This is a genomic window from Flavobacterium sinopsychrotolerans (genome assembly GCF_900110375.1).
Lineage (GTDB): Bacteria > Bacteroidota > Bacteroidia > Flavobacteriales > Flavobacteriaceae > Flavobacterium > Flavobacterium sinopsychrotolerans.
On record NZ_FODN01000001.1, the window covers coordinates 54,835 to 80,887 of the forward strand.

The 26,053-nt window shown below is 33.5% G+C and carries 23 protein-coding genes; 11 read left to right on the top strand and 12 right to left on the bottom strand.

Translation table 11 applies throughout. The features are described from left to right. Positions 1–3: 3 nt before the first annotated feature. Positions 4–867: a PhzF family phenazine biosynthesis protein gene (locus BMX64_RS00220; protein ID WP_091164460.1), complete on the bottom strand. Its 864-nt coding sequence runs from the start codon at positions 865–867 to the stop codon at positions 4–6. A gap of 78 nt (positions 868–945) precedes the next feature. Then, positions 946–3,960, bottom strand: coding sequence for a tetratricopeptide repeat protein (locus BMX64_RS00225; RefSeq protein WP_091164464.1), 3,015 nt, complete (start codon positions 3,958–3,960; stop codon positions 946–948). Positions 3,961–4,208: 248 nt separating this feature from the next. On the opposite strand from BMX64_RS00225, the gene BMX64_RS00230 reads away from it, so the two are divergent. The 3 genes from BMX64_RS00230 to BMX64_RS00240 are packed head-to-tail and all read left to right on the top strand — an operon-like array spanning position 4,209 to position 6,719. Further along, positions 4,209–4,895: a cell division ATP-binding protein FtsE gene (locus tag BMX64_RS00230; protein ID WP_091166499.1), complete on the top strand. Its 687-nt coding sequence runs from the start codon at positions 4,209–4,211 to the stop codon at positions 4,893–4,895. Then, positions 4,895–5,770: a glycosyltransferase family 2 protein gene (locus BMX64_RS00235; RefSeq protein ID WP_091164467.1), complete on the top strand. Its 876-nt coding sequence runs from the start codon at positions 4,895–4,897 to the stop codon at positions 5,768–5,770. The genes BMX64_RS00230 and BMX64_RS00235 overlap by 1 nt, the downstream gene beginning before the upstream one ends. Positions 5,771–5,783: 13 nt before the next feature. Continuing rightward, complete coding sequence (locus BMX64_RS00240; protein WP_091164471.1) at positions 5,784–6,719, top strand: glycosyltransferase family 2 protein; 936 nt, start codon at positions 5,784–5,786, stop codon at positions 6,717–6,719. On the opposite strand, the gene BMX64_RS00245 is transcribed toward BMX64_RS00240, so the two are convergent. Continuing rightward, on the bottom strand, positions 6,716–7,111 hold the full coding sequence (locus BMX64_RS00245; RefSeq protein ID WP_091164476.1) for a sugar 3,4-ketoisomerase: 396 nt from the start codon (positions 7,109–7,111) through the stop codon (positions 6,716–6,718). The two genes, BMX64_RS00240 and BMX64_RS00245, sit on opposite strands and share 4 nt — an antisense overlap. Position 7,112: 1 nt before the next feature. Continuing rightward, positions 7,113–8,156 (bottom strand): glycosyltransferase, encoded by a 1,044-nt coding sequence (locus tag BMX64_RS00250; RefSeq protein WP_143056039.1) that lies wholly within the window; start codon positions 8,154–8,156, stop codon positions 7,113–7,115. A gap of 85 nt (positions 8,157–8,241) precedes the next feature. Between BMX64_RS00250 and BMX64_RS00255 the strand changes: the two genes are divergently transcribed. Continuing rightward, positions 8,242–9,138, top strand: coding sequence for a glycosyltransferase (locus tag BMX64_RS00255; RefSeq protein WP_091164485.1), 897 nt, complete (start codon positions 8,242–8,244; stop codon positions 9,136–9,138). Positions 9,139–9,196: 58 nt separating this feature from the next. On the opposite strand, the gene BMX64_RS00260 is transcribed toward BMX64_RS00255, so the two are convergent. The 6 genes from BMX64_RS00260 to BMX64_RS00285 are packed head-to-tail and all read right to left on the bottom strand — an operon-like array spanning position 9,197 to position 15,447. Then, positions 9,197–10,249: an acyltransferase family protein gene (locus tag BMX64_RS00260; RefSeq protein ID WP_091164489.1), complete on the bottom strand. Its 1,053-nt coding sequence runs from the start codon at positions 10,247–10,249 to the stop codon at positions 9,197–9,199. After that, the gene (locus BMX64_RS00265; RefSeq protein ID WP_091164492.1) at positions 10,246–11,739 is read right to left on the bottom strand and encodes an oligosaccharide flippase family protein; all 1,494 of its coding nucleotides are present in this window, start codon (positions 11,737–11,739) and stop codon (positions 10,246–10,248) included. The genes BMX64_RS00260 and BMX64_RS00265 overlap by 4 nt, the downstream gene beginning before the upstream one ends. A gap of 6 nt (positions 11,740–11,745) precedes the next feature. Further along, complete coding sequence (locus BMX64_RS00270; RefSeq protein WP_091164496.1) at positions 11,746–12,750, bottom strand: glycosyltransferase family 2 protein; 1,005 nt, start codon at positions 12,748–12,750, stop codon at positions 11,746–11,748. Then, positions 12,738–13,862, bottom strand: coding sequence for a DegT/DnrJ/EryC1/StrS family aminotransferase (locus tag BMX64_RS00275; protein ID WP_091164499.1), 1,125 nt, complete (start codon positions 13,860–13,862; stop codon positions 12,738–12,740). Before BMX64_RS00275 ends, BMX64_RS00270 begins: the two co-directional genes overlap by 13 nt. Next, positions 13,859–14,809: a FemAB family protein gene (locus BMX64_RS00280; protein ID WP_091164502.1), complete on the bottom strand. Its 951-nt coding sequence runs from the start codon at positions 14,807–14,809 to the stop codon at positions 13,859–13,861. The genes BMX64_RS00275 and BMX64_RS00280 overlap by 4 nt, the downstream gene beginning before the upstream one ends. A gap of 35 nt (positions 14,810–14,844) precedes the next feature. Then, positions 14,845–15,447: a trimeric intracellular cation channel family protein gene (locus BMX64_RS00285; protein ID WP_091164506.1), complete on the bottom strand. Its 603-nt coding sequence runs from the start codon at positions 15,445–15,447 to the stop codon at positions 14,845–14,847. Positions 15,448–15,609: 162 nt separating this feature from the next. Here BMX64_RS00285 and BMX64_RS00290 point away from each other — a divergent pair, with 162 nt between their 5' ends. From BMX64_RS00290 to BMX64_RS00320, 7 genes are all read left to right on the top strand, one after another. Further along, on the top strand, positions 15,610–16,395 hold the full coding sequence (locus tag BMX64_RS00290) for a TrmH family RNA methyltransferase (protein ID WP_091166500.1): 786 nt from the start codon (positions 15,610–15,612) through the stop codon (positions 16,393–16,395). A gap of 54 nt (positions 16,396–16,449) precedes the next feature. Further along, complete coding sequence (locus tag BMX64_RS00295) at positions 16,450–17,997, top strand: serine hydrolase (RefSeq protein ID WP_091164509.1); 1,548 nt, start codon at positions 16,450–16,452, stop codon at positions 17,995–17,997. Between the two features lie 99 nt (positions 17,998–18,096). Next, positions 18,097–20,319 (top strand): RelA/SpoT family protein, encoded by a 2,223-nt coding sequence (locus tag BMX64_RS00300; RefSeq protein WP_091166501.1) that lies wholly within the window; start codon positions 18,097–18,099, stop codon positions 20,317–20,319. A 116-nt stretch (positions 20,320–20,435) separates the two neighbouring features. Continuing rightward, on the top strand, positions 20,436–20,918 hold the full coding sequence (locus BMX64_RS00305) for a Fur family transcriptional regulator (RefSeq protein WP_091166502.1): 483 nt from the start codon (positions 20,436–20,438) through the stop codon (positions 20,916–20,918). 31 nt (positions 20,919–20,949) lie between these two features. Beyond that, positions 20,950–22,221, top strand: a complete 1,272-nt coding sequence (locus tag BMX64_RS00310) for an adenylosuccinate synthase (protein ID WP_091164512.1) — start codon at positions 20,950–20,952, stop codon at positions 22,219–22,221. A 139-nt stretch (positions 22,222–22,360) separates the two neighbouring features. Continuing rightward, complete coding sequence (gene nudK / locus BMX64_RS00315; RefSeq protein ID WP_091164515.1) at positions 22,361–22,942, top strand: GDP-mannose pyrophosphatase NudK; 582 nt, start codon at positions 22,361–22,363, stop codon at positions 22,940–22,942. Beyond that, positions 22,942–23,823 (top strand): DMT family transporter, encoded by an 882-nt coding sequence (locus tag BMX64_RS00320; protein ID WP_091164518.1) that lies wholly within the window; start codon positions 22,942–22,944, stop codon positions 23,821–23,823. Before nudK ends, BMX64_RS00320 begins: the two co-directional genes overlap by 1 nt. Before the next feature lie 84 nt (positions 23,824–23,907). On the opposite strand, the gene BMX64_RS00325 is transcribed toward BMX64_RS00320, so the two are convergent. Further along, positions 23,908–24,546 carry a peroxiredoxin gene (locus BMX64_RS00325; RefSeq protein ID WP_091164521.1) on the bottom strand — a complete coding sequence of 213 codons (639 nt, stop codon included), beginning with the start codon at positions 24,544–24,546 and terminating at the stop codon, positions 23,908–23,910. Positions 24,547–24,803: 257 nt separating this feature from the next. Continuing rightward, on the bottom strand, positions 24,804–26,015 hold the full coding sequence (locus tag BMX64_RS00330) for an MFS transporter (RefSeq protein ID WP_091164525.1): 1,212 nt from the start codon (positions 26,013–26,015) through the stop codon (positions 24,804–24,806). Between the last annotated feature and the right edge of the window lie 38 nt (positions 26,016–26,053).

The window sequence follows — 26,053 nt, forward strand, 5'->3', positions numbered from 1 at the left end:
TTTTTAAACTTCCCATTCGCCTTTTGCAATGAATTGCGTTTCTCCTCCAATTTTTATATCAAAATGATTTTCAGTTAATTTTCCATCAAAGTAAATCTGGGACGGTCTGTTTATAAAATCTCCTTGATGATTGACAATTTTAATTTCTGGTGAATAATATTTTAAAAGAAAAGCCTGTAAACAAGTGCTGGCACTTCCCGTAGCGGCATCTTCAATAAGTTGATTGTTTTCAACACATAGCATTCTGCTAATGAGTTTTGCATCTTCTAAACAATAAAAATATAATGCTCTATGATTGGTTTTACAGTTTACCTGCAACCATTCGTTCATTTTATCCTTGTCAAGAATTAAATTCTCCAATGCTTTTTTGTTTTTGAGGGGAACAATTACAAATGCGCTTCCTGTGGTCACTTCCTGAATGGAAAATTCATCATAAAAATCAGCACTGCTTAGATTACTGAACGATAAAAAACCCTCTGCTGAAAAAGTATCCAAAAACTGTGGTTGAGCCGCCTGTAACCATACTAAATCACCTGATTGATTAACGGGAATTTCACCTATTGGGACGTTTAAAGTTATATTTCGCGGTTGATTTACAAATATTTTATTCATCAAAACCCAAGAAGTTCCAATAATGGGATGACCAGCAAACTTCATTTCGTGCTCAGGTGTAAAAATTCTGATTGTTGCCGAGTTATTTTCAACATCAAGCTTGGTAATAAAAGTACTTTCCGCAAAGTTAATTTCACGGGCAATTTTTTGCATCTGTTCGTCACTTAAGGCTTCAGCCTCTAAAAAAATAGCCAATTGATTGCCTGCATATTTTTTCTTAGTAAAAACATCAACTATATAAAAAGGTAGATTCATTCTCTTTGTATTTGGCTTTCGATTATTTAAAAATTTACGCTTGATTTAAGTTGTTTTCCAACTTTAAAACCTTGATTTTTATTTTGTTATCGATGAGTTAGTTTTGGATTCTTCGGCTTTAATAGCATTCAATTCTGTTTGTGCATCTGCGACCACATCTGGAAAATCAGTGAAATTTTGAATTACATTTTCTAAAATATACGTTGCCTGATAACTGTCTTTTAGTCCGTAAAAGTTTTTGGCCATTACCACTAATCCTTTGGCTCCAAAATATTTATAGCTAGAATAATTCTTCGCTAATTTTTGAACCGCAACATTTGAAGCTTCAAACTTTTCATCTTTGTTTTTGAAATAAGCATCATAATACAAGGCTTCGGCTGCTAATTCTCCTTTGGCAATCGTCATTAATTTTGCGTAGGCCACTTTCGCTTTCGCTTCGTCACCGGTTTCAATTGCTGCACGTGCAATGATGATTTGCGCATCATTTTTTACATTATCGTCCGTTTTTGGATTCATCAAAACCTTCTCGGCATAAATACCGGAATTTGGATAATCTTTCTTATCGTAATACAATTTCATCAAATTAGATTGTGCAAATGTTTTATTTTGAGAAATATCTGCTTCGTTTTCTAAACGGGTCAAAATTAGAATTGCTTTTTGTTCTTCTTTGTTTTTAAGGAAAATTTGAGCCAATCTTGACAAAGATTGTTCTGTAAATTCACTTCTCGATTGTGCAACTACGTATTCATAATTAGGAATAGATTTGCTCTCTGACCCTTCAGAAAAATACAATTGAGCTAGGTAATAATTAGCCTGCAAAGCATGAATCCCACGAGGAAACTGGCCTACATAGCCACTAAATCCTGCAATAGCCTGCTTGGTGTTATTTTGTTGAAATTGTTTTTCAGCAGCTTCATACGTGTCATTATCCAATTCAGCATCAGTAACAGCTACAAAATCCAATGTACGAACCCAAGTTGCATATTCATCTACTCTGCCATTGTCTACATAAATCAATCTAGCAGTTGCTACCGCTTCTAAGGCCTCCGGAGTTCTAGGAAAATCAGCGGCTACTTTTTTAAATTTCAACAATGCCTGATCGTCTTTATCGGTGTTATAATACACTAATCCCTGACGCAAAATAGATCTCGAAGTGAAAGAACCTTTTTTGAATTCCGTATTTAATCTTTCGTATGTTTTTACGGCTAGGTCATTTTTATTCTCAGCAACGTATGTATTTGCCAGTTCAAAAAGTGCATCGTCTCTGTATTCTGATTTTGGATACAATTGTAAAAAATCGTTTAGATCGTCAATTTTCTTATCGTTTTTAGCTAAAAATCCATAGGAAATAGCTTTTTGGAAATAGGCATAATCTGCATCTACACTTTTAGACTCAATCACTTTAGTGTACGCATCCATTGCAGGACCGTATTTTGAAGTCACAAAACGACAATCTGCTAAACGCAAATACGAATCATTCAAACGTACTTTATCACTAGGTGCTTTTTCAATTTGTTTTTGGAAATAATCTCCTGCTTGATCGTATTCTTTCAATTTGAAATAAGTGTATGCAATATTATAATTACTGTTTTTAAATTCCGGTGTTGCCGCTGCTTGGTTTGCACCAATGAACTGCTTGAAACTTAATAAAGCGTCTTTGAAATCATTCAAAACATATTCTGTTTCGCCTTTCCAGAAAGTAGCACGAGCAGTAAAAACAGGGTCTTTTTGTTCGCTTATGGATTTCGTAAACATTTTTAATGCTTCAGGATAATTTCCATCCGTGTATAGTTCCAAACCTCTATAAAAAAGCACTTTTTGGTACGCTAATTTATTTTCTGGTGATTTGTTTTTTTCCAATAAAACTAAGGCTTCTTTATAATTTTTAGAAGAAATATAAGAATCTATAAGTAATTTTTCTACCTCAGAACGACTTGCATTTTCTGGATATTTTTTCAAAAAAGCTTGTAAAACTGCTGGTACACTTTGGTACGAATTCCCTAATTCATAACTTAACTTCGCATAATTCAAACTGGCATCTTCTTGAATGGCTGCATCAAAATCCATTTCCGAAGCATTTTTGAATGCATTCAAAGCTTGTTGCTTTTTATCCGTATTCAAGTAACTTTCACCTAAATGATAATAGGCATTTTGCGCTACGAAATCTTTTCCACCAATTATTTTATTGAACTGAGAAATCGCGTTTTCGTAATCTTTTTGTTTGTAATACGCATATCCTAATTGATAGAAATCAGTATTATTCCATTTTCCTTTTTTCCCTTTATAATCAACTAAAAATGGAATTGCAGTGTCGTATTTTTTTAAATTAAAATAGCTTTCGCCAATGATTTTATTCAGTTCTGATTTTTCCAAAGGAGTTGATTTAGCCATAGCTTTCTGTCCTAAATCAATTGCTTTTTGGAAATTCCCAAGTTTAAAATTCATATCAGCCTGATAATACGAAAGCTTTTCTTTGTACTTTTCTTCTCCTGAAACTTCATCAAAATACTTTGTTGCCTGCTTGTAATCATCGCCTTCGTACGCCATAAAACCTAAATAATATTTGGCTTGGGAACCATATTCGGCAGAGTTCACTACTTTATTCAAATACACTGTAGCTTCCTTTTTATTTTTGGCATTAAAAAAACTATAGCCTTTCTGGAAATTGAATTTATCTTGATCGTTTCTGCTCAAACTGCTTTCGTCCACTTTATCAAACCATTGTAACGCTTGCGGATAATTCCCTTGGTTAAAATGATAATGTGCCACTTCAATGTACGCTTGGTTTTGTTTTACGCTCGTTGGATAATCTGAAACAAACTGCTCCATCAACTCATCCGCATTCGATTGATTGGTTCGAATAGCGCAATTAGCGGCATAATATGCACAATCTGATTTTAGTTCTTCAGTAGTCGCTGTTTCCTTTACTTTATTAAAAATAAGTTGTGCCGATGCATATTGCGCGTCTTTAAATAAAGAAACCGCTTTATTGAAATCTTTCGAATCGTGCGTGTAAATGGTTGATTTTTGTGCCGAAATACTGGCCGTTATAATAAAAATGGATAAGAAGTAGCTCCAGGAAAGTTTACGCATTGTAATTTTATTTTAATAATTCAAATGTATTATATTCTGAACTCTATAACGAATCGTTATTGGCTTTTATTATGAATATTTTTTTTTACAGTTTAGATTTCAACCTTCTTTATTGCAATATCAATCAAATCAAACATCCTAACTTTTCAATATTATTTGTAATTTTTGTAATTCTGTCTAATACAACAGAATTTATTTTGAATAGAACCGTTATCTTATTACTTTTACCCAATAAACAAATGCAAATTATGTCACAATCCGTACTGTCTTTAAAAAATGTAACTATTTATCAAGAAGGAAAATCTATTTTAACAGAGGTAAACTTAGAGGTAAAACATGGTGAATTCCTTTACATCATTGGAAAAACAGGCTCTGGAAAAAGCAGTTTAATGAAAACTTTATATGCTGATTTGCCTTTAACGGAAGGAGAAGGTCATATAGTAGATTTTGATTTAGCCACATTAAAAGAAGATGACATTCCGTTTTTGAGAAGAAAGATTGGAATCGTTTTTCAGGATTTCAAATTGCTTCCGGACCGTACTGTAAATGACAATATGTTGTTTGTACTCAAAGCAACTGGCTGGACAGACAACGTAGAAATGCAAAACAAGATTGACGAAGTTTTGAATAAAGTGGGAATGAGAGATTTTGGCAAAAAAATGCCTCATCAACTTTCTGGAGGAGAACAACAACGTGTGGCCATCGCTCGCGCTTTGCTGAACGATCCGGAATTAATCCTTGCGGATGAACCTACAGGAAACTTAGATCCACAAACGAGCGCCGAAGTGTTGGAAGTCTTAAAGAAAATCAATGCCAACGGAAAAACCATCATTATGGCGACACACGATTATGCGTTGCTAATGAAATTCCCTTCGAAAACATTGAAATGTGAAGATGCAAAAATCTTTGAAGTGATTCAGCAGCGAAACGCGTAATGCTTTCGATACTAATTCCGGTTTATAATTACAATGTTTATCCGCTAGTTTTGGAGCTGCAAAAGCAATGTATAGATTGCGGAATAGCGTTTGAAATTTTGTGCCAAGACGATGCTTCACAATCAAGTTTGAATGCATTTAATGAGAATATAAATGCATTATCAAATTGTAGTTTTCTCTCGTTAAAAAAAAATCTAGCGCATCGTGAAAACAGAAATTCCCTAGCTGAGCAAGCAAAATTTGATCATTTGCTTTTTATCGACGGGGACTCCATTGTTATTCATGACAATTTTATAAAAACACACATTGACAATCTTCATGATTTTGATGTTGTTTATGGCGGTAGGTTGCATCCTGAAAAATGCCCTTCCGACAATCAAAAACTACGTTGGAAATACGGAAGATTTATTGAAGACAAATCTGCCGAAAACCGAAAGAAAAAACCGTATCAATCGTTACTTTTTAATAATACCCTAATTAAAAAAGACTGTTTCAACAAAGTAAAATTTGATAAAGACAGAAAGAAATACGGTCATGATGATACCCAACTTTCGTATCAATTAAGTCTTTTAAAATCTAAAATAAATCATATTGAAAACCCTGTTGAACACGGTGACATTGATACTAATTTGATTTATTTAAAAAAAACAAAAGAGGCTTTAGAAAATTTGATTTCATTATACGAAGAAGCAAAAATTGACATTGAATTTGTAAGACTGATTCAATTATATCATTTTTTAAAAAGAACAAAATTAAGTTTACCAATTTCAAAACTATTTCCACTTTTTGAAAACTTATTATTAAAAAATCTTAAAGGAAAAAATCCTAGTCTATTTATCTTTAATGTTTTTAGAGTAGGCTTCATTTGCAAATAAAAACCATACTGACATGATTTACTTTTCAGTAATAATTCCATTATTCAACAAGGAAAAATTCATAGAAGCCACTCTACGTAGCGTCCTTGAGCAATCCTTCACAAACTTTGAAATTATTATAGTAAATGATGGTTCTACAGATAAAAGTGAAGAAATTGTTTTGAAATTTAATGATGCCAGAATTAAATATTTCTCAAAAAAAAACGAAGGAGTTTCTGTTGCCCGAAATTATGGAATACAACAATCAAAGGGAGTTTATATTGCTTTATTAGATGCTGATGATTTGTGGTTTCCCAATCATCTTGAAGTTTTAAATGAATTAATTTATACATTTCCCGAAGCCGGACTCTATGCCTCAAGATACATTTCGAAAGTGTCCGAGGATAAACATATTACAAACAATTTTTTAAAAATAGCTGAAAATTTTTCAGGTATTATTCCTGATTTCTTTTATTCCAGCTTAATAAGCAGGATTGCATTAACCTCTGCAGTAGCAATTCCAAAGTCCGTTTTAAACAAAACAGGACTTTTTAACCCGAATATTTCAAGCGGACAGGACTTAGATTTATGGATAAAGATTGTGCTCTTTTTTCCTGTTGCCATTACAAATTTGGTTACTGTGGAATATAATACAATAGACAGCAACAGCCTTTCAAAAACAAACATTAGAGATAAAAATTTGATTGATTTTTCCCAATTTCAAGAAAACGAAAAAAACAATCCTAGCCTTAAAGCATTTATTGATGTCAATCGTATGGATTATGCGTTAAAATTTAAAATCAGCGGTGACTTAAAGAAAGCAAATGAATATTACAAAAGCATCGCCAAAGAAAACATAACAGTAAAAAATTGGCTTGTATTCCATTTGCCGCGATGGATTCAAATTCCATTATTAAGATTTAAGAAAAAATTATACAAGAATGGAATCTACTTTTCCGTGTATCGCTAATTATTTTTAAAAGCTAGAAAATCTTCAAATTTACGGATATAATCGCCTTCATCAAAAACGGCAGAAGCAATGACTAAACAAACACTTCCCGAAGAAAAATTATTAAGTTCACGCCAAATTCCTTGGTTAATTAATAACCCTTCAAAAGGTTTGTTAAGGGTTATTATTTTCTGTTCTTGGCCATCATTCAAAACCACATCAAAGCTTCCGCTTAAAGCTATGAGAAACTCTTTTTGTTCTATATGAGAATGCCCGCCACGCTCCGCACCAGCTGGAACATCATATAAATAGTATACTCTTTTAAATTCAAAAGGCAGAACATCATTTTCAATCACCGATAAATTTCCTCGATTGTCTTCAATTTTTGGAATTAAAATTCGCGCTATATCCATTTTAAATTATATTATGATTCAATAAACTTAACCATTTTTCAACACTGTTTTCATTAGAAAAGGAAATCACGGATGCTTTTGCATTTTCTTTGCATGAATAATAAAGTTGGCTGTCATCTACCATTCTTTCAAATGCTTCTTGAAGTGCTTCAAAATTTTGGTTCTCAATTAACAAACCGTTGTATTCATTTTCTACTAATTCACTTGGTCCTGTTTCACAATCAAAAGAAATAACAGGAATTCCAGAGGATAACGCTTCTAAAATTACCATCGAAAAACCTTCGTATTTACTGGATAGCACTAAAAATTGGGCTTCCCTAATATAACAAAGTGCAGTATCTTTAAAACCTAATAAGTGAATGAACTCGGTCATCTGCAAATATTCAATTTGTTTTTCCAAATGCTCTTTCTCTTCCCCTTCACCCAAAATCACTAAATGAATTTCTCTGTTGGGCAAATTTGATTTACTATAGGTCTCAATTAGTTTGTCAAATTGTTTCAGCTTCACTAATCGTCCAACAGTAATACAATATTTAAAGGAAAGTTTAGAATCGACACACTCCATTTCAATCGCTTTTACAGAAATTGAATTAGGAATTACAACAGCTTTTTCATAATGATAATTCGCCTTTATTTTTTCGTTTAATGCATTTGATACAGCGATAATCTTATAGGCTTTATTCAACATTTGTTGGCCAATCCAATTTACAGGAGTCAGATAAGCGTCTAATTTACTGCTGTGAATCGTATAAATAAATTTGAAACCTACATACATATAATGGATAAATAGCAGCTCCATCCAAGGATTAATTCGATAGCGAAAATCAATTATATAATCGAATTGATTTATTTTTAAATGCTGTTTTAGTTTGAAATATTTTTTGAATTTAGAATAATGGCCTAAATTAATTAAAGTCCCGTGATACGGGTATTCAATTTTATCTTCTAAAACAATCAGGTGAACGTCACAATTCGAGTGATGAAGCAACTCTGAAACATTGCTAAATATACGCTCTAATCCGCCATTGGCCAATTTATATCCCACGAGAGCTATTTTAGTCCTTTTGCCTTGCTTTGCCACTACTGAAGTATTATTTTCGTAACAAATATAAAACTCTTATCTCAAATTCATGCGCAACAGTCCGTTAGTTACCGTTATTTGTTTGTGTTATAATCATACTAATTTTGTGATAGAGGCATTGGAATCGGTATTAAATCAAACCTATTCCAATGTAGAGCTCCTTATTGCAGACGATTTCAGTACGGATAATTCGGTAAAAGTGATTGAAAAATGGCTAAAACAACATCCTGAAATTCCGTTTTTAGTGAATAAAAAAAATCAGGGCAATACCAAAACCTTTAATAAATGTTTAAAATTAGCTAAGGGTGAGTATATTATTGATTTAGCTGCCGATGATGTTTTAAAATTAGATTGTATTGCGAAACAACTAAAAGGTTTTAAAGAAACTTCTCATAAAAATGTAGGTTTTATTTATGGAAATGCCGAGTTAATAAGTGAAGACGGCAGTTTCATCAACGATTATTTTAAAACCGATACCAATCGAAAAAGAATACAATCACAGCCCACAGGCGACATTTATATCGGCTTACTAAATGGCAACAATAATCTTTGCTCTATCAGTTCTTTAGTCAAAAGAGAAGTTTTTGAAACGCTAAACGGTTACGACGAAAACCTGGCTTACGAAGATTATGATTTCTGGATTCGAGCAGCACGAATTTATAATTTTGATTACATTGATGAAATATTGATTCAAAAAAGAGTGCTACCTAATTCAATGTACACTTTGCTAACCAAGAAAAACAACAAAAGAACCCGTCGATTTAATTTTTCTACTTACTTAATTTTGAACAAAGCTTTTATTCTAAATCGCACAAAAGAAGAATTTACAGCGATGTTGAAAAGAATTCATTATGAAATGACAATTGCTTATAAAACAAGGGATTTTCGTTTGTTAATGAAATATATTTTTTTAGAGTTAAAAGTTAGATCGAAAACAAAAAAGTAAACGTTTCTTATTCGCTTATCTTGATTCTGTAGTTAGTTTAATCACTTTCGATAAAAATTTAAATTCTTCTAAAATAACTATTCAACGGCTTTTCTACATAAAAATAAAGTGCGATCGCAATTATATTTAAAGATAGAAAAATGAAAAAATAATTCGTAGAAATTGTATTTAAAAAAGTTCTAAAAAACCCAATGTGAATCAGATAAAAAACATAAGAACTTTTGCCCAACAAGATAAAAAAATCACTGCCTAATACTTTCGAAAATGCCGTCTTTTCCTTAATCAGTCCGTAAAAAAGAGGCATTATTCCAAAAACAGGAAGTAGTACACTATTAATTATACTTTTTTGAATAAAAAGCAGCTCGGAATCAGGATGATTCTCCAAAATCGACAAAAAATAAATGGAAAATAGAATTCCCAAAACACCTACAACCGTAAAAAAATTAAAGTTATAATTTGAATTCTTTTTTAAAAGTAGTCCTAATGCTACACCTACAAAAAATTCAAATATCCGACCAAAGAAAGTATATCCTAACATAAAATTTATGTTATTCATAAAACCATAAAAGGCAAAATTTTCAAAGATTTCAACTAATAAAGTACCCAATAAAATAAAGCAGAATGGAATCACAACTACCATCCATTTGCATTTTTTTATACCTATAAAAAACAAGGGCGCTAGAAAATAAAAGGATTCTTCTACTGTTAATGTCCATCCTTGAGCAATTCCGCTAAATTTTAAATCATCAAAAAAACCTCTTAAGAACGTAATGTTCAAAAAATAATTTCCTAAACCGCCATAACTTTTAAAAAAATAATACCCTAAAATAAATGTCAATGAAGTCAAAATAAAATACATAGGGTATATTCGAGCCAACCGCTTTTGTAAATACGATTTGAAATCAAAATCAACACTGTCATAATACCGATGTGTAATTAAAAATCCGCTCAACACAAAAAACAAAGTCACTCCAACGTGAAAACCATCAAAGAAATAATGCACACTAGCACCAAATACCTCTGCTTTAAAAGGATTAAAATGATGTAGGTAAACCATATAAGCTGCAAGAACCCGGATTCCTGTCAATGCCGGAAAATTGACTTGTCTCATTTCTTCAATTTATTTCTAAACTTTAGTACATATTCTTTGATATTAATTCTTTTATTAAATTCTATATAAGAGAAACAAATAGACATCAAACACAAAATTAACAGAATCCAATACGCATTTGGGTAATCAATAAAAAGAACGGTTATTGCTGCCAAGCTTCCTAAAACTGTCGATTTCACTATAATTCCTAACGTATTTTTCCGAAAATTAAATTGGAATTTATTTTTGACCACATTATAGACGTAGACGCCGTAAACCGCGTAATTAAATAACATTGCTAAACCAATTCCGACTAAACCTAGATATTCATACAACAGAATAGTAAAAATGATATTCATCGCATCCCCTAAAAGTTCTTGTTTAAAATAAAGTTTTTTTTCTCCCTTAGCTAAAATTATGAAAGCGAGCGGCCAAATAATTGCTTTAACAATTATTGCTAATAAGGCGAATTTTAGAATTAAAACCACATCAAGAAAATCCTTTGAATAGAGCAGTCTGATAACAATTGGTGCTAAAAAATAGAATCCTAAAATTAATGGTGTAATTAATAATAATGCAACTTCAATTTGATCATTTACCATTTCTTTTACTTGCGAATTCTCTTTTTGTACGATTGTCAGCCTCGGATAAAAATCAGTGGACATGGCGCTAAAAATCATTCCAACATAAGTAATTAACAACGTAGAAGCTACTACATACAACCCTAAAATTGACACTGAAGTATTCTGAAAATTAAAATACAACTTCAGCAAATATGACATGATTTGCCCAAAAATTACATTAATAGAAAGTAAAAAACCCAATTGAATCATTTCTATTCCACACGAAATAGTTTCTTTTACACTGACTTGAACAGGAATTATTTCAATCTTTCTTGAAAAGAACCAATTGACTAAATAATTCAAAACAGCTATCAAAACCAAGACGGGAACAATTCCATCCATTCTAAAAAAGTAATAAATAGGAATGGTAATGCACGTTGCTAAAACAGCATAAATAACCGTTGAAACAGCAATTGCCTTCATCGAACGAGTACCTTGTAAAACCGCCATTTTACTGACTGCTAAACTTGAAAAAATAAAATTGATGGATAAGATGAAAAACCAATTTATATAATTGACGGAGCCAAAAGTCCAAATACTTAATGGTTTTGCAAGTAAAAAAGTTAGTAAAACACCTAAAATTCCAGTCACAATAGACCATCTTTGGAGGACTACAATTGATTTTGAAAATTGTTCTTGATCTTTTTCAGAATGTGCTAAAGCTACCATTCGCACACCACTAATGTTAATCCCAAATCCCGTTACAGAGGTAATAATAGAAAGCGTGCTTTGCAAAAGCCCTACAATTCCGACTCCTGTTGTACCTAAAAATAAAGCGACAAATTTAGAACTAAGCAATCCCACAAGAATTCTCAATACTTGCGAAAAGCCAAAAACTCCCGTTGCTTTTAAAATTGTTTTATGTGATTGATTTGCCTCTATTCCTATTGTATTTTAAATATTACAACCAATGTTCTGGAATTGGTTCTTGAAAAGAAAAACCCATTTTTCCCAATCTTCTGTTGTGGCTTTTGGATTGTTTTCGTCGAATAAAATCGCATTGATTTTTGATACATTAATATCGTTTGGAAAATTATCCATAACATCGAATTTATTAGAAAACCATGCCTCATTTAAAATTTTATTGAAAGTAAAAATATCAAATTCACCTGCATCAAAATTTTTATTTGTTGCCGAAGATAAAAACCCTGTTGCAACAAATTCTTCATTCGTTCGCGCAAATTGAATCTTAGGATTTCTATACCAAAATTTAACAGCATTTTTCAATTGCAAATTTTCATCCACTTGATTGTTGTGAGTACCCCACAAACTCAAAAAATAATTTTTATTAAAAATAGCGCCCGCTACACCATAAATTGAATAGTAATGTAATGCTTTCTCTTTCGAATATAATTTTAAAAACCCCATTGTTTTTCTAATATTAAATCGGGTCATACCAAAAATAAGCCTATGCAAAAATGGATTTTTGGTAAAAACATTCGGATTAAAAATTGTTACACTACCCTTATTTTTTATTGTGGTTCCATGAATCAATTTTGGATTATTGAGCCAAAATAATTTTAGGGAAAACACATTCTCCTCAATTAAAAATTTTTGTGTTTCTTCAAAATTAATTTTTCTGGTAAACCAAATATCGTCTTCTAATAACAAAAAATAATCGGTTGCTTGTTTTGCTGTATTTAGCCATAAAGCAATTGGAATTTTCGTGTTTTCTAAATCTTGATTATTTTCAATGCTATTGGATTTTTCATCATAAGATTCTGATTTAAATATTTCAATTTTCGGAAATTTCAATTTAATTTTTTCTAAATAGCGAGAAGGTGTACCGTCGTCTAAAACTTTAATAGAAATAGTTGTATCCAGCACATTTGCATAAATGCTTTGAAGGCATCGATCTAAATAATACGGCCGATTAAATGATTTTATTAAAACATCCATTGGTTAACTATTTTAACTACAAATCCCACTTCATCATCTGTCAAAACTGGACTTATGGGCAAACTCAATACTTCATCATGAATTTTTTCAGTAATTGGAAACGACAAATGATTCCATCCCGAAGTTTCGGGAGATAATGCTTTTTGATTATGCGGCGGAACCGGATAATGTATGACCGTTTGAATCCCATTTTGCTGTAAATATTCTTGAAACTGCGTTCTATTCTGCGTTCGAATGACAAACAAATGAAAAACATGATTATTTGACAAATCCCAAAATGGGAGCGTTATTTTCTCGTTTTTAATTTCGGACAAATACCGTTTGGCAATTGTTCTTCGCTTTTCATTTTCAGCATCTAAAAACGGTAATTTCACGTTCAGAAAAGCTGCTTGCAGTTCGTCTAATCTTGAATTTACACCAATATAATCATTGTAATATTTGGTTTCCGAACCATAATTCCGAAGCGATTGAATCACTTTGGCTAATTCCAAATCATTTGTGGTAACCGCACCGGCATCACCTAATGTTCCTAAATTTTTTCCCGGATAAAAACTATAGGCTTGGGTTTTTGGTTCTAGGTTCCGGGTGTTAGAACTTTCTTCTTCAAAGGAAGCGCCGTGAGCCTGAGCCGCATCTTCAACAACCAGTAAATCATTTGCAACAGCAATTTTATGTATTGCATCCATTTCTGCCAGTTGTCCATAAAGATGAACTACCAGAATCGCTTTGGTTTTTGAAGTAATTTTTTCTACAATTAAATCGGGGTTAATGTTGTAGGTTTCCAACTTTGGCTCGACCAAAACAGGAATTAAATCTGCTTGTAAAATAGCCAGAATACTTGCAATATAAGTATTAGCAGGAACAATAACTTCATCGCCTTTTTGCAATTTCCCTAACTGAATATAACCTTTGAAAATCAAAACTAAAGCGTCAAAACCATTTCCAACACCTACACAATATTCAGTGCCGCAATAGTTTGCAAAACTGGTTTCGAATTCCTTGACTTCATTTCCTAAAACATACCAACCATTATCTAAAACCAATTTCAATTTTTCTTGAAAAGCAGTTTCATACGGTTCGTTTATCTTTTTTAAATCAAGAAATGATATCATATAAAATTCATTTTATAAAAATCCTGACTGTAAACAGAACATCCTAATTCTTCTTTTTGTTTCAAAAGTCCGGCATGATATCCTTTTTCATTGTCTTCATTAACAATTCCCATATCAAAAAAAAGTTTGCCTTCGCTCTTGTATTTTTCTATTAAATTGATAAATAAAAAATCCAATGCGCGTAATTCTTCCCCTTTTTTAGTGGTAGCTCCATATTGCGATTTCACAACAGTTTCCGTTTCGAAAAGTGTAATACCTGCAATAATAACGTCCTCAAAATACACTGAAAACTGTTTGATATTATTCGGAAATTTTTCCTTTAGTTTAGTAATTTCTTGTAAAGTATGTACGGGCGTAGCATTGTATTTCTCCAATAATCTTGGCTCTAAAACCAATCCCCAAAACGATTCCAATTGCTGTTCTTGCACCAGTTCTAAATCGAGCTCTTGAATTTTCCTGAAATGCTTTAGCTTACTTTTTGAAATTGTCAAAGGCATGGATAAATTGATACCGAGATTCATTTCTTTTTTATCCAAAAATGCTCCTTTTTTCAACATGAAAAAATCCATTTCAGCATTACCTTTTGAAGTGTAAAACATCGGAATAGATTTATAAAAGAACGATTGCAGCTCATTTTCTTTAAAAAAGGACAAAATAGAATCCAGAATCTCTTCTACTTTTTCTCCATTTAATTTAGGAGAATAAACCAATCCGCCATACGTTAAACCTTGATGGGAATAAACGATGTCTCCAACTCTATTTGCCGGCAAAACAGCAATTAGTTTTTCGTCTTCAAAAACCATCAACGAAAAATCCTCGAATCGATCTCTGTGGTATTCCATAAAATCTCGGTGAAATAAAAAAGTAGCATTTTTGGCCTGACCAATAAAGGCATTCCAATTTGCATAATCACTTTCCCGATATGGTTTGACAGAATAATTTTTCACTGTTAAATTTTAGACTCCGTGAAAGTAATCAATTTTTATTTATGTTCTAAAGTGGGCAAATACCATTTGAATTTTACGGCCATTAAACGAACCGATATGATAACAATTGAAGTAGTTAAATATAAAATATCATTATCTAAATTCAGTCTTCGAAGCAGGAAAAAGACAATTCCACCCAGAATACAAATCGTGGCATAAATTTCTCTTCTGAAAATAACGGGGATTTCGGTACATAAAATATCTCGGATAACACCTCCAAAACAAGCGGTCATGGTTCCTAAAGCAATACAAATTACAGGATGAAGTCCAATATTGATTCCTTTTTCAAGGCCAATCAATGTAAAAACGCCCAAGCCAATCGTGTCAAATAAAAACAAGGAAGTTCGTAATCTGTCGAATTTTTTTCGAAAAAGGATTGCCAAAACAAACCCAATACTGATAACATAAACATATTTCAAGTCCAGCATCCATCCTACAGGAGTTCGTCCAATCATAATGTCCCGCAGGGTTCCGCCGCCAACCGCAGTTACAAATGCAATGATAAAAACCCCAAAAGGATCGAGTTTTTTACTCATGGCCGTCAATGCGCCTGACATGGCAAAAGCCATTGTACCGATGATGTCTAATAAATGAAACATTTTGATTGGGATTTTGACAAAAATAGAGAAAATACACGTAAAAACAGCTAGAAATACCTACAATTAATGAATCAATAACTTCCAAATAAATATTCTAATCGGATTAGAAAACTGGATTTTCTCTATGTATCTTTGTTGCTACTAATTAAATAGTTGAAAGTCTTGAAACAAATCACTTCGATACAAAACCCATATATCAAATCTTTAGTGCAATTGCAGGAAAAAGCGAAAGCACGCAAACAGTCCGGTACTTTTTTAATGGAGGGAAAACGCGAAATTTCGATTGCCATCAAAGGCGGTTACGAAATGGAAACGCTATTATTTTTACCAGAGATTTGTTCAGAAACGGATGCCAGAGCATTATCCAAAAATGCGGAACTGATTGAAATCAACAAAGAAGTCTATCAAAAACTGGCGTATCGTGATACCACCGAAGGAATTTTGGCTGTAGCCAAAACCAAATCGATGCAATTATCCGATTTGAAATTATCTGAAAATCCTTTGATTCTGGTTGCCGAAGCTCCCGAAAAACCAGGAAACATTGGTGCTTTATTACGTACCGCCGATGCTGCAAATCTGGATGCGGTGATTATTGCCAATCCAAAAAGCGATTTATACAATCCAAATATTGTGCGTTCCAGCGTGGGTTGTTTGTTTACCAAGCAAATTGCAACTGGAACCACATCAGAAATTATTGCTTTTTTGAAAGAAAGAAAAATCAATTTTTATTGTGCAACTTTACAAAATTCGACATCGTATCACACGCAGGACTACACGACTCCAACGGCATTAGTCGTAGGAACTGAAGCCACCGGATTGACGGAAGAATGGAGAAAAGAAGCGACCCAAAATATTATTATTCCGATGCAAGGCGAAATAGATTCTATGAATGTCTCGGTTGCCGCAGCCATCTTGATTTTTGAAGCCAAAAGACAAAGAGGGTTTTAGATTTAAAAACAAAAAACAGTAAAGATTTACCATTTTATTAAATACATAGATACTATGAAAAATAAATTATTCATTGCAATAGCATTAATTTCAACCACTCTTTCTTTCGCACAAATTAGTTCGATTCAAGTGGATGAATTAGTTGATCGCACTTTAAAAACTTTCAATGTTCCTGGAATTGCAGTGGCAATAGTCAAAGACGGAAAGATTATTCATGCGAAAGGATATGGTGTAAAATCCATTTTGACTAATGAAAAAGTGGATGCGAACACGCTTTTTGGAATTGCATCCAACAGCAAAGCGTTTACAAGCGCCGCTTTGGCAATGTTAGTGGATGAAGGAAAAGTAAAATGGGACGACAAAGTCATCAAATACCTTCCTAATTTCAAGATGTATAATGACTATGTGACGAATGAATTTACGATCCGGGACTTATTGACGCATAGAAGTGGATTGGGTCTTGGCGCTGGAGATTTGATGATTTGGCCTGACGGAAGTAATTTTACAGCACAAGATATCATTCAGAATTTACAATATTTAAAACCGGTTTCGGCATTTAGAACGCAATACGATTATGACAATTTACTGTACATTGTTGCCGGAGAAGTTATTCGTGTAGCAAGCGGTTTGAGTTGGTGTGATTTTGTAGAAGAACGCATGATGAAACCTTTAGAAATGAATCATAGCGCCGCTTCTTTTTTACGTTTAAAAGACACTACAAACATTATTGCACCTCACGTTCCTATTGGCGGTAAATTAAAAGTAATCAAACGCTACCAAAACCAACTTTTTGATGCGGCAGCTGGTATTTACTCCAGTGTAAATGATTTGAGTAAATGGACCATTATGCAAATGAACAACGGACAATATGGCGCGGATAACAAGCAATTATTTTCTAAAAAAGAACACGCCGAAATGTGGCAATTACAAACCATAATTCCTGCGACCACGAGACCGCCTTACAACACGCATTTCAGTGGTTATGGATTGGGCTGGTTCCTGAGTGATGTAAAAGGATACAAACAAGTAACGCACACCGGCGGATTAGAAGGGATTGTTACGCAAGTGACCCTTATACCGGAACTGAATCTAGGAATTATTGTATTGACCAATCAGCAATCAGGTGCCGCTTTCAGAGCAATTACCAATACTATAAAAGACAGTTATTTAGGCATCCTATCCGAGGATTATGTTACTAATTATAGTGCGAGTTTAAAGGATAACGAAGCCTCTGCTGACAAAGTAACCGATGAAGTTTGGGCAACCGTAGCCAAGAACAAAAAGGACAAAATCAAAATTGATTTCAAAAGCTTTACGGGAACATACAAAGATAATTGGTTTGGAGAAGTCGTACTTTCAGAAAAGAAAGGACGATTGTATTTTGCTTCAAAACGTTCTCCACAACTTACCGGTGAAGTTTTTTTCTACAAAGACACTAATTATGTGGTGAAATGGGACAATGCCTATTTTCATGCTGATGCCCATTTATTTTTTGAATGCGATGCCACTGGAAAAGCAGTAAGATTAACCATGAAACCCATTTCTGAGCTAACTGATTTTAGTTATGATTTTCAGGACTTGGATTTTAGTAAAGTGCAATAATAATGTTGAATGTCACATTTGTTATTTACACCCATAAACCCTTTTTTACTTGCATATCTCCTAACTAATTTCTATTTTTAGAAAATGAACCATGCCGTTATGACAGAAATAGATATAGAAAAAGAAAATAAAGCAATTGCTCAAGAATACAAAGAGTTACTTCGTATAAGCTACCAAACGTTAAGCGATGAGGACAAAAAACTGATTCGAAAAGCATTTGACGTATCAGTAGAGGCTCACAAAGAGCAACGAAGAAAATCCGGTGAAGCCTATATTTTCCACCCTATTGCTGTAGCAAAAATTGTTGCGTCAGAAATAGGTTTGGGAGCAACATCTATTGCAGCTGCATTATTGCATGATGTTGTTGAGGATACTCCAACTACAGTTCAGGACATCGAACGTTTGTTTAATCCTAAAGTCGCTCAAATCGTTGAAGGATTGACAAAAATATCAATGGTGCAAAGAGATTTGAATGTTTCCATGCAAGCCGAAAATTTTCGCAAAATGATATTGACGCTGAACGATGATGTGCGTGTAATTCTCATTAAACTAGCCGATCGATTGCATAATATGCAAACAATGGATTCGATGCAAGAGGACAAACAAACTAAAATTGCATCTGAAACTTTGTACATATATGCTCCATTAGCGCATCGACTGGGGTTATACAACATCAAAACCAAGTTGGAAGATTTAGGGTTAAAATATACGGAACCGGCTGTTTATAATGATATTGTAAGTAAAATAAAAGAAACCAAAGAAGAGCAAGATGCTTACATTGAAGATATTTCTAATGTTTTAAAAGCATCATTAGACCTCGAAGGAATTGATTATATTATAAAAGGCCGACCAAAATCTATTTATTCGATTCGCAGAAAAATGAAAGCGCAAAACGTAAGCTTTGATGAAGTGTATGATAAATTTGCGTTGCGCATTGTGTATAAATCAAATCCTCATGACGAGAAGTTTATCGCCTGGAAAATTTATTCAATTGTAACCGATCATTACAGACCGAGTCCAAGCCGTTTGCGTGACTGGATTTCATCTCCGAAATCTACCGGTTACGAAGCCCTGCACATTACTGTTATGGGGCCAAAAGGGCGATGGGTTGAAGTACAAGTTCGAAGCGAACGCATGGATGAAATTGCGGAAAAAGGATATGCCGCACATTACAAATATAAAAACGGAGCTACCGAAGAAAGTGGCCTGGATGTTTGGTTAAATTTATTAAAAGAAGCACTCGAAAATTCCGAAACAAATGCAGTAGATTTTGTGGAAGATTTCAAAATGAATTTATATTCCAAAGAAATCTTTGTGTTTACTCCAAAAGGAGAGATAAAATCGCTACCAAAAGGAGCTACTTCACTGGATTTTGCGTTTAGCATTCACTCTGAAATAGGAATTCGCACCAGAGGAACGCGCGTCAATGGGAAATTAGTCCCTTTGAATTTCGAATTAAAAAGCGGCGATCAAATAGAAGTTATTACTTCTCAACATCAAAAACCAACCGTCAACTGGCTGGATTATGTAACGACTTCGAGAGCCAAAACAAAGATAAAAAACGTTCTAAACGAAAATACCAAGAAAATTGGCGAAGAAGGAAAAGAACTGCTGACCCGAAAATTAAAACATTTAAAAATAACATTGAGCGAACAAGTGATTAACGAATTAGTCAACTTTTTCAAATTAAAAACAAGCTTAGATTTATTTTACAGAGTGGGAATTGGCGCCATTGAGAACCAGCAACTCAAAGATTACGCAGCACAAAAGAGCAACACTTTTATTAATTTCTTCAAAAATAAAATAAAACGTTCCGCGAGTGCAACCGCAGACGAAGATATTCACAAACCAATAATAAGCAGCAATTATGACATGCTTGTTTTTGGGAAAGAACATGACAAACTGGATTATAAATTATCCCCTTGTTGCAATCCAATCCCTGGCGATGACGTATTTGGATTTGTCACTATAAACGAAGGGATAAAAGTCCATAAAAAAGATTGTCCAAACGCAATAGGAATGCAATCCAACTATGCCTATAGAATAATGACGGCCAAATGGATTGATTCTTCGCAAGAAGAATTCAAAGCCATCATAAATATAACAGGAATGGACGTTTTAGGACTTACAAACCAATTAACTAAAGTGATTTCAAATAATATGCATGTTAATATTCAGAGCATTTCTTTAAGCACAGATGCAGGTATATTTCATGGGCAAGTTGCCGTAATTGTTCAAAACAATACGATATTAAAGAAATTAATCAATAACATCAAAAAAATTGACGGAATTGATAAGGTTACCAGAGTTTATAAAACTTAGAAAAGTTTCAAGTTTTTCTGTCAGAAATATGTTTTCCAACTTGTATCCGAACAAACTTGAAACTAAACAAACCGGAAACTTTAAACTTTAAACTAAAAAATTTATCTTTGCCAGATATGACACTCATTTCCACCGATAACACCAAAAACCAAGAAATTGTAAAAAATGTTTTTACAATGTATCTTGAAAAAAAAGGACATAGAAAGACTCCTGAACGCTATGCTATCCTTCAGGAAATTTACGATAGCGAAGAACATTTTGATGTAGAGAATCTTTATATCAAAATGAAAAATAAAAACTATCGTGTGAGTAGAGCAACTCTTTACAACACTATCGAATTATTATTGGACTGCGCTTTAGTGCGCAAACACCAATTTGGACAAAATCAGGCACATTACGAAAAATCATATTTTGACAAGCAGCACGATCATATTATAATGACTGATACGGGTGAAGTAATCGAGTTTTGTGATCCAAGAATTCAAAGTATCAAGAAAACAATTGAAGAAATATTCGATATAGAAATTACCAACCACTCGTTGTATCTCTATGGAACAAAGAAACAAAAGAACAACTTGGACGAAGAAAATCGTTCATAAACATAAAAACTAACTACAAATAACATTCAGAATGACGGTAGATTTATTACTAGGATTACAATGGGGAGATGAAGGAAAAGGAAAAATTGTTGATGTTCTAACTTCAAATTATGATATTATTGCTCGTTTTCAAGGAGGTCCAAATGCAGGACATACTTTGGAATTTGACGGAATAAAACATGTTCTTAGAACAATTCCTTCCGGTATTTTTCATAAAACTGCAATAAATATCATTGGAAACGGAGTTGTGATTGATCCTGTAGTTTTTCAAAAAGAAATCGAAGGTCTTGAAAAATTTAATTTAGACATCAAAAGCAAATTAATCATTTCAAGAAAAGCGCATTTAATTTTACCAACGCACCGTTTATTAGACGCCGCTTCTGAAGCTTCTAAAGGGAAAGCAAAAATTGGTTCTACATTAAAAGGAATTGGTCCAACGTATATGGACAAAACAGGAAGAAATGGTCTTCGTGTAGGTGATATTGAATTAGAAGATTTTGCAGATCGTTACAGAGCTTTGGCTGACAAGCATGAAGCAATGATAAAATTTTATGATGTTGCTATCCAATACAATTTAGAGGAATTAGAAAAAGAATTTTTTGAAGCCATCGAAGAATTAAAAAAATTAGATTTTATCGATAGCGAAGAATATTTACACCAAGCTCAAAAAGCAGGTAAATCAATATTATGTGAAGGTGCTCAAGGTTCATTATTAGATGTTGATTTTGGAACGTATCCATTTGTAACTTCATCTAACACTACCGCTGCTGGCGCTTGTACCGGCTTAGGGATTGCTCCAAATAAAATCAAGGAAGTATACGGGATTTTCAAAGCTTACGTAACACGCGTAGGAAGTGGTCCGTTCCCTACTGAACTTTTTGACGAAGATGGTGCTACTATGGCACGTGTAGGAAATGAATTTGGATCTGTAACCGGAAGACAAAGACGTTGTGGCTGGTTAGACTTAGTAGCACTTAAATACGCTGTTCAGGTTAATGGTGTAACGCAACTGATGATGATGAAAGGTGATGTACTTTCAGGATTTGAAACATTGAAAGTATGTACGGAATACAATTATAAAGGAGAGAAAATTTCTCATTTCCCTTATAACATCGAACCAGAAAATGTAACTCCGGTATATCAGGATTTCAAAGGATGGAAACAAGACTTAACGGGTATGACAACTTACGATGAATTACCGACAGAGTTGAAAGAATACATTGCATTCATTGAAAAAGAAGTTGAAGTTCCTATCAAAATAGTTTCTGTAGGTCCAGACAGAAAGCAAACTATTCTGAAATAAGATTACCAAACGTCCCGATAAATCGGGACGTTTTTTTTTCCTCTCCCCAACCCTCTCCAAAGGAAAGGGAGTCGAGACTGGATTATTTTTTACTAATAATTTTCTACTTAAACAGAAAAAAAATACTTTCAATACATCCATGAAAAACCCAACTATCAAAATACAAAAAACCGAATTGCTATCTGACAATTGGTATATCTTAAACAAAGTAACTTTTGACTATCAAAAAAAAGACGACTCGTGGATTACCCAAAAAAGAGAAGTCTATGATAGAGGAAACGGCGCTGCCATTTTATTATACAACACACAACAAAAAACAGTTATTTTAACGCGACAGTTTCGCTTGCCAACCTACCTTAACGGAAATGAAACCGGAATGATGATTGAGGTTTGTGCCGGGCTTTTGGACGCAGACAATCCGGAGCAATGCATTATTCGAGAAACCGAAGAAGAAACAGGATACCGTATTACTAAAGTCAAAAAGGTGATGGAAACCTATATGTCTCCAGGTGCTGTAACTGAAATTTTATATTTATTTGTTGGTGAATACGATGAATCTATGAAAGTAAGCGACGGTGGCGGAGTAGCACATGAAGAAGAAAATATTGATGTAATGGAAATGTCTTTTGACGAAGCATATTCTATGATTGAATCTGGTAAAATGCAAGACGCAAAGACGATTATGTTGTTACAGTATGCCAAAATTCATAATTTGGTTTAATGAGCAATACGACTAAAGGGGTTTTGTTTGCCTTATTTGCTACCTTAATGTGGTCCGTAAATATGGTAATTGCCAGTGGCATAAAAGGACACATTCCTCCTGTTGGATTGGCTTTTTGGCGCTGGACTGTTGCTTGCATCGTTTTGGCTCCATTTGCCATAAAAAGCACTTATGAAAATTTCAAAATTGTAAAGAAACACATTCGGTATCTTACGCTTACAGCAGTATTGGGCATCACTATTTTTAATACGCTGATTTACTTTGCAGGAAAAACAACGAGTGCCGTCAACTTATCGTTAATCGCAATTTCAATTCCGTTATTTATTGTTGTACTCTCCAGAATTATTTTTAAAGAGAAAGTGTCCAATATAAAAATAGTGGGAATTGTAACCATAATCACTGGAGTCCTTGTGCTAATTTCCAAAGGTTCCATACAAGCATTACTGCATATCAACTTTACTATTGGGGATTTATTAATGCTTGTGGCTTGCTTCTTTTTTGCTTGTTATACAATATTAGTTCGCAAAAAACCAGATGAATTAAGTCCAAAAGTATTTTTGTTCAGTGTTTTTGTAATTGGTACAATTTTACTGTTCCCGTTTTATATGTATGAACATGTCTATTACAAAAAAGTAATTTTTGACACCAAAACAGTCTTGATAACCACGTACGTTGGCGTTTGCGCTTCCTTAATTTCTTTTTATTTATGGAACGAAGCCATTCGATTAATTGGTACTTCAAAAACAGCATTGATTTATTATTTGATTCCTGTATTCAGTGGGATTCTGGCGTATTTTTTTCTTAATCAGGCCATTTTGCTCACCCAAATCATAAGCATGGGAATCATTATTTCCGGGTTATTAATTACGAATAAGAAGTAAAAAATATACTTTTTACAAAATAAAAAAGCAGAATGAAAAATAAATTCATTCTGCTTTTCTATTTAAAAAATATACTAAAAATTACTATTTATTAGGCTGTGGTGTCATTCTTAAATAAGGTTTTACTCTTTCGTATCCTTTGGGAAATTTAGCAGCAATATCTTCGTCCTTAACCGAGGTCGAGATTACCACCTTATCCCCATCTTTCCAGTTTGCCGGTGTTGCTACGCTATATTTTGCTGTTAATTGCAAACTATCAATTACACGCAATAATTCATCAAAATTTCTACCGGTTGATGCAGGATAGGTTAACGTTAATTTTATTTTTTTGTCTGGTCCAATTATAAAAACCGAACGAACGGTGAAACTCTCACTCGCATTGGGATGAATCATATCATATAATTCAGCAATATGCTTGTCTTCATCGGCAATTATAGGGAAATTTACAGTTGTATTTTGAGTTTCATTGATGTCTTTAATCCACTCCATATGCGAATCTACACCATCAACACTCAATGCGATTACTTTTACATTTCGTTTTTCAAATTCAGGATAATAATTCGCAACTGTTCCTAACTCGGTGGTACAAACAGGTGTAAAATCAGCAGGATGGGAGAATAGAACTCCCCAAGAATCTCCTAACCATTCATGAAACTTTATTTTTCCTTGTGACGTTTCTGCTTCAAAATCAGGAGCAATATCGCCTAATCGTAATGTTGCCATAGTAATTTAATTTATTGATTAGTAACACTGTAAGGTATTGAAATAAAAGCAATAAAGCAGAAAACTAATCTTAAAATTGTACTAATGTTTATGAAAAACAGAAAGCAATACTTCCAAAAAATACAATGAGAAAACGAAATGCCCTAGCCCTGATCGCAACGGCATCTCCCGATTTAGAAAAACAAGGCTTTTTCAGCCGTAGTTTTTATTAATCGGGAATACAGTGCAGAGCAGGAGAAAGCTCCTGAAAAGAAGTGTTATTTTTTCTTTAAATTAGGTAAAAAGAACGCTATAATCCCTATTAAAGGCAAATAGGCGCAAAGATAATACACATACGTTATGCTGGTGTGATCTGCAAGATTTCCCAATAAAGCGGAACCCAAACCACCCATTCCAAAGGCAAAACCATAGAAAAGACCAGAAACCATTCCGAGTTTTTTAGGCAATAATTCTTGCGCATAAACCAAGATAGCTGGAAATGCAGAGGAAATTATGATTCCAATTACAACTGACAAAACGCCTGTCCAAAACAAATCGACATACGGCAACAATAAAGTGAAAGGTGCTGCTCCCAAGACCGAAAACCAAATCACATATTTTCTTCCGAATTTATCACCTAACGGTCCGCCAATTAAGGTTCCTATGGCGCAAGAAGCCAAAAATAAAACCAAATGAAATTGCGCTTCCTGAACCGATAATCCAAATTTTTCGATTAAATAAAACGTAAAATAACTGGACATACTGGCCATGTAAAAGAATTTTGAAAATATCAAAACCAGCAAAATTCCCACCGAAATTACAATCTTCTTTTGGGATAAATTAGGCAAATCGATTACGGCTTTTTTTGCACTTCTTAAACTCAAATGGTTTTGGTACCAAAGTGCAATTCTACTCAAGACAATTAATCCGATGATGGCAACAACTACAAACCAAATGATGTAATATTGTGAATTAGGAACTACAATTAAGGCGACTAACAAAGGCCCGATGGCCGTTCCGGCATTCCCTCCCAACTGAAAAATGGATTGTGCCAAACCTCGCTTTCCACCTGATGCCAAAAAGGAGATTCGGGAAGCTTCCGGATGAAAAATAGAAGAACCAATTCCGACTAAAACCACCGAAATTATAATCATTTCAAAACTGGAAGCATACGATAAACATACAATTCCGGATAAAGTAAACAACATTCCGAAAATTTGAGAAAAAGGTTTTGGTTTTTTATCGGTATACAAACCAACCAAAGGCTGCAATATAGAGGCCGCCAATTGATACGCCAAGGTGATTAATCCGATTTGTGTGAAGCTTAAATTGAAATTTTCCTTCAAAATAGGATACGCTGCCGGAATTACGGACTGCAACAAATCGTTCAATAAATGGGCAAATGCGATTGAAAATAGAATGGAATAAACTGTTTGCTGCGCAATAGGAGTTGTCTCTGTTTTAGAAACAGTATCAAGAGATGCATTCATATTTTATAAAACTTTATTACTAATTATCGGTTCAGATT

What these genes read in the sequence shown, in the direction of transcription:
- BMX64_RS00220 (WP_091164460.1), bottom strand. Translation starts at nt 867, where the DNA reads ATGAATCTACCTTTTTATATAGTTGATGTTTTTACTAAGAAAAAATAT.
- BMX64_RS00225 (WP_091164464.1), bottom strand. Translation starts at nt 3,960, where the DNA reads ATGCGTAAACTTTCCTGGAGCTACTTCTTATCCATTTTTATTATAACG.
- BMX64_RS00230 (WP_091166499.1), top strand. Translation starts at nt 4,209, where the DNA reads ATGTCACAATCCGTACTGTCTTTAAAAAATGTAACTATTTATCAAGAA.
- BMX64_RS00235 (WP_091164467.1), top strand. Translation starts at nt 4,895, where the DNA reads ATGCTTTCGATACTAATTCCGGTTTATAATTACAATGTTTATCCGCTA.
- BMX64_RS00240 (WP_091164471.1), top strand. Translation starts at nt 5,784, where the DNA reads ATGATTTACTTTTCAGTAATAATTCCATTATTCAACAAGGAAAAATTC.
- BMX64_RS00245 (WP_091164476.1), bottom strand. Translation starts at nt 7,111, where the DNA reads ATGGATATAGCGCGAATTTTAATTCCAAAAATTGAAGACAATCGAGGA.
- BMX64_RS00255 (WP_091164485.1), top strand. Translation starts at nt 8,242, where the DNA reads ATGCGCAACAGTCCGTTAGTTACCGTTATTTGTTTGTGTTATAATCAT.
- BMX64_RS00260 (WP_091164489.1), bottom strand. Translation starts at nt 10,249, where the DNA reads ATGAGACAAGTCAATTTTCCGGCATTGACAGGAATCCGGGTTCTTGCA.
- BMX64_RS00270 (WP_091164496.1), bottom strand. Translation starts at nt 12,750, where the DNA reads ATGGATGTTTTAATAAAATCATTTAATCGGCCGTATTATTTAGATCGA.
- BMX64_RS00275 (WP_091164499.1), bottom strand. Translation starts at nt 13,862, where the DNA reads ATGATATCATTTCTTGATTTAAAAAAGATAAACGAACCGTATGAAACT.
- BMX64_RS00285 (WP_091164506.1), bottom strand. Translation starts at nt 15,447, where the DNA reads ATGTTTCATTTATTAGACATCATCGGTACAATGGCTTTTGCCATGTCA.
- BMX64_RS00295 (WP_091164509.1), top strand. Translation starts at nt 16,450, where the DNA reads ATGAAAAATAAATTATTCATTGCAATAGCATTAATTTCAACCACTCTT.
- BMX64_RS00300 (WP_091166501.1), top strand. Translation starts at nt 18,097, where the DNA reads ATGACAGAAATAGATATAGAAAAAGAAAATAAAGCAATTGCTCAAGAA.
- BMX64_RS00305 (WP_091166502.1), top strand. Translation starts at nt 20,436, where the DNA reads ATGACACTCATTTCCACCGATAACACCAAAAACCAAGAAATTGTAAAA.
- BMX64_RS00310 (WP_091164512.1), top strand. Translation starts at nt 20,950, where the DNA reads ATGACGGTAGATTTATTACTAGGATTACAATGGGGAGATGAAGGAAAA.
- nudK (WP_091164515.1), top strand. Translation starts at nt 22,361, where the DNA reads ATGAAAAACCCAACTATCAAAATACAAAAAACCGAATTGCTATCTGAC.
- BMX64_RS00320 (WP_091164518.1), top strand. Translation starts at nt 22,942, where the DNA reads ATGAGCAATACGACTAAAGGGGTTTTGTTTGCCTTATTTGCTACCTTA.
- BMX64_RS00325 (WP_091164521.1), bottom strand. Translation starts at nt 24,546, where the DNA reads ATGGCAACATTACGATTAGGCGATATTGCTCCTGATTTTGAAGCAGAA.
- BMX64_RS00330 (WP_091164525.1), bottom strand. Translation starts at nt 26,015, where the DNA reads ATGAATGCATCTCTTGATACTGTTTCTAAAACAGAGACAACTCCTATT.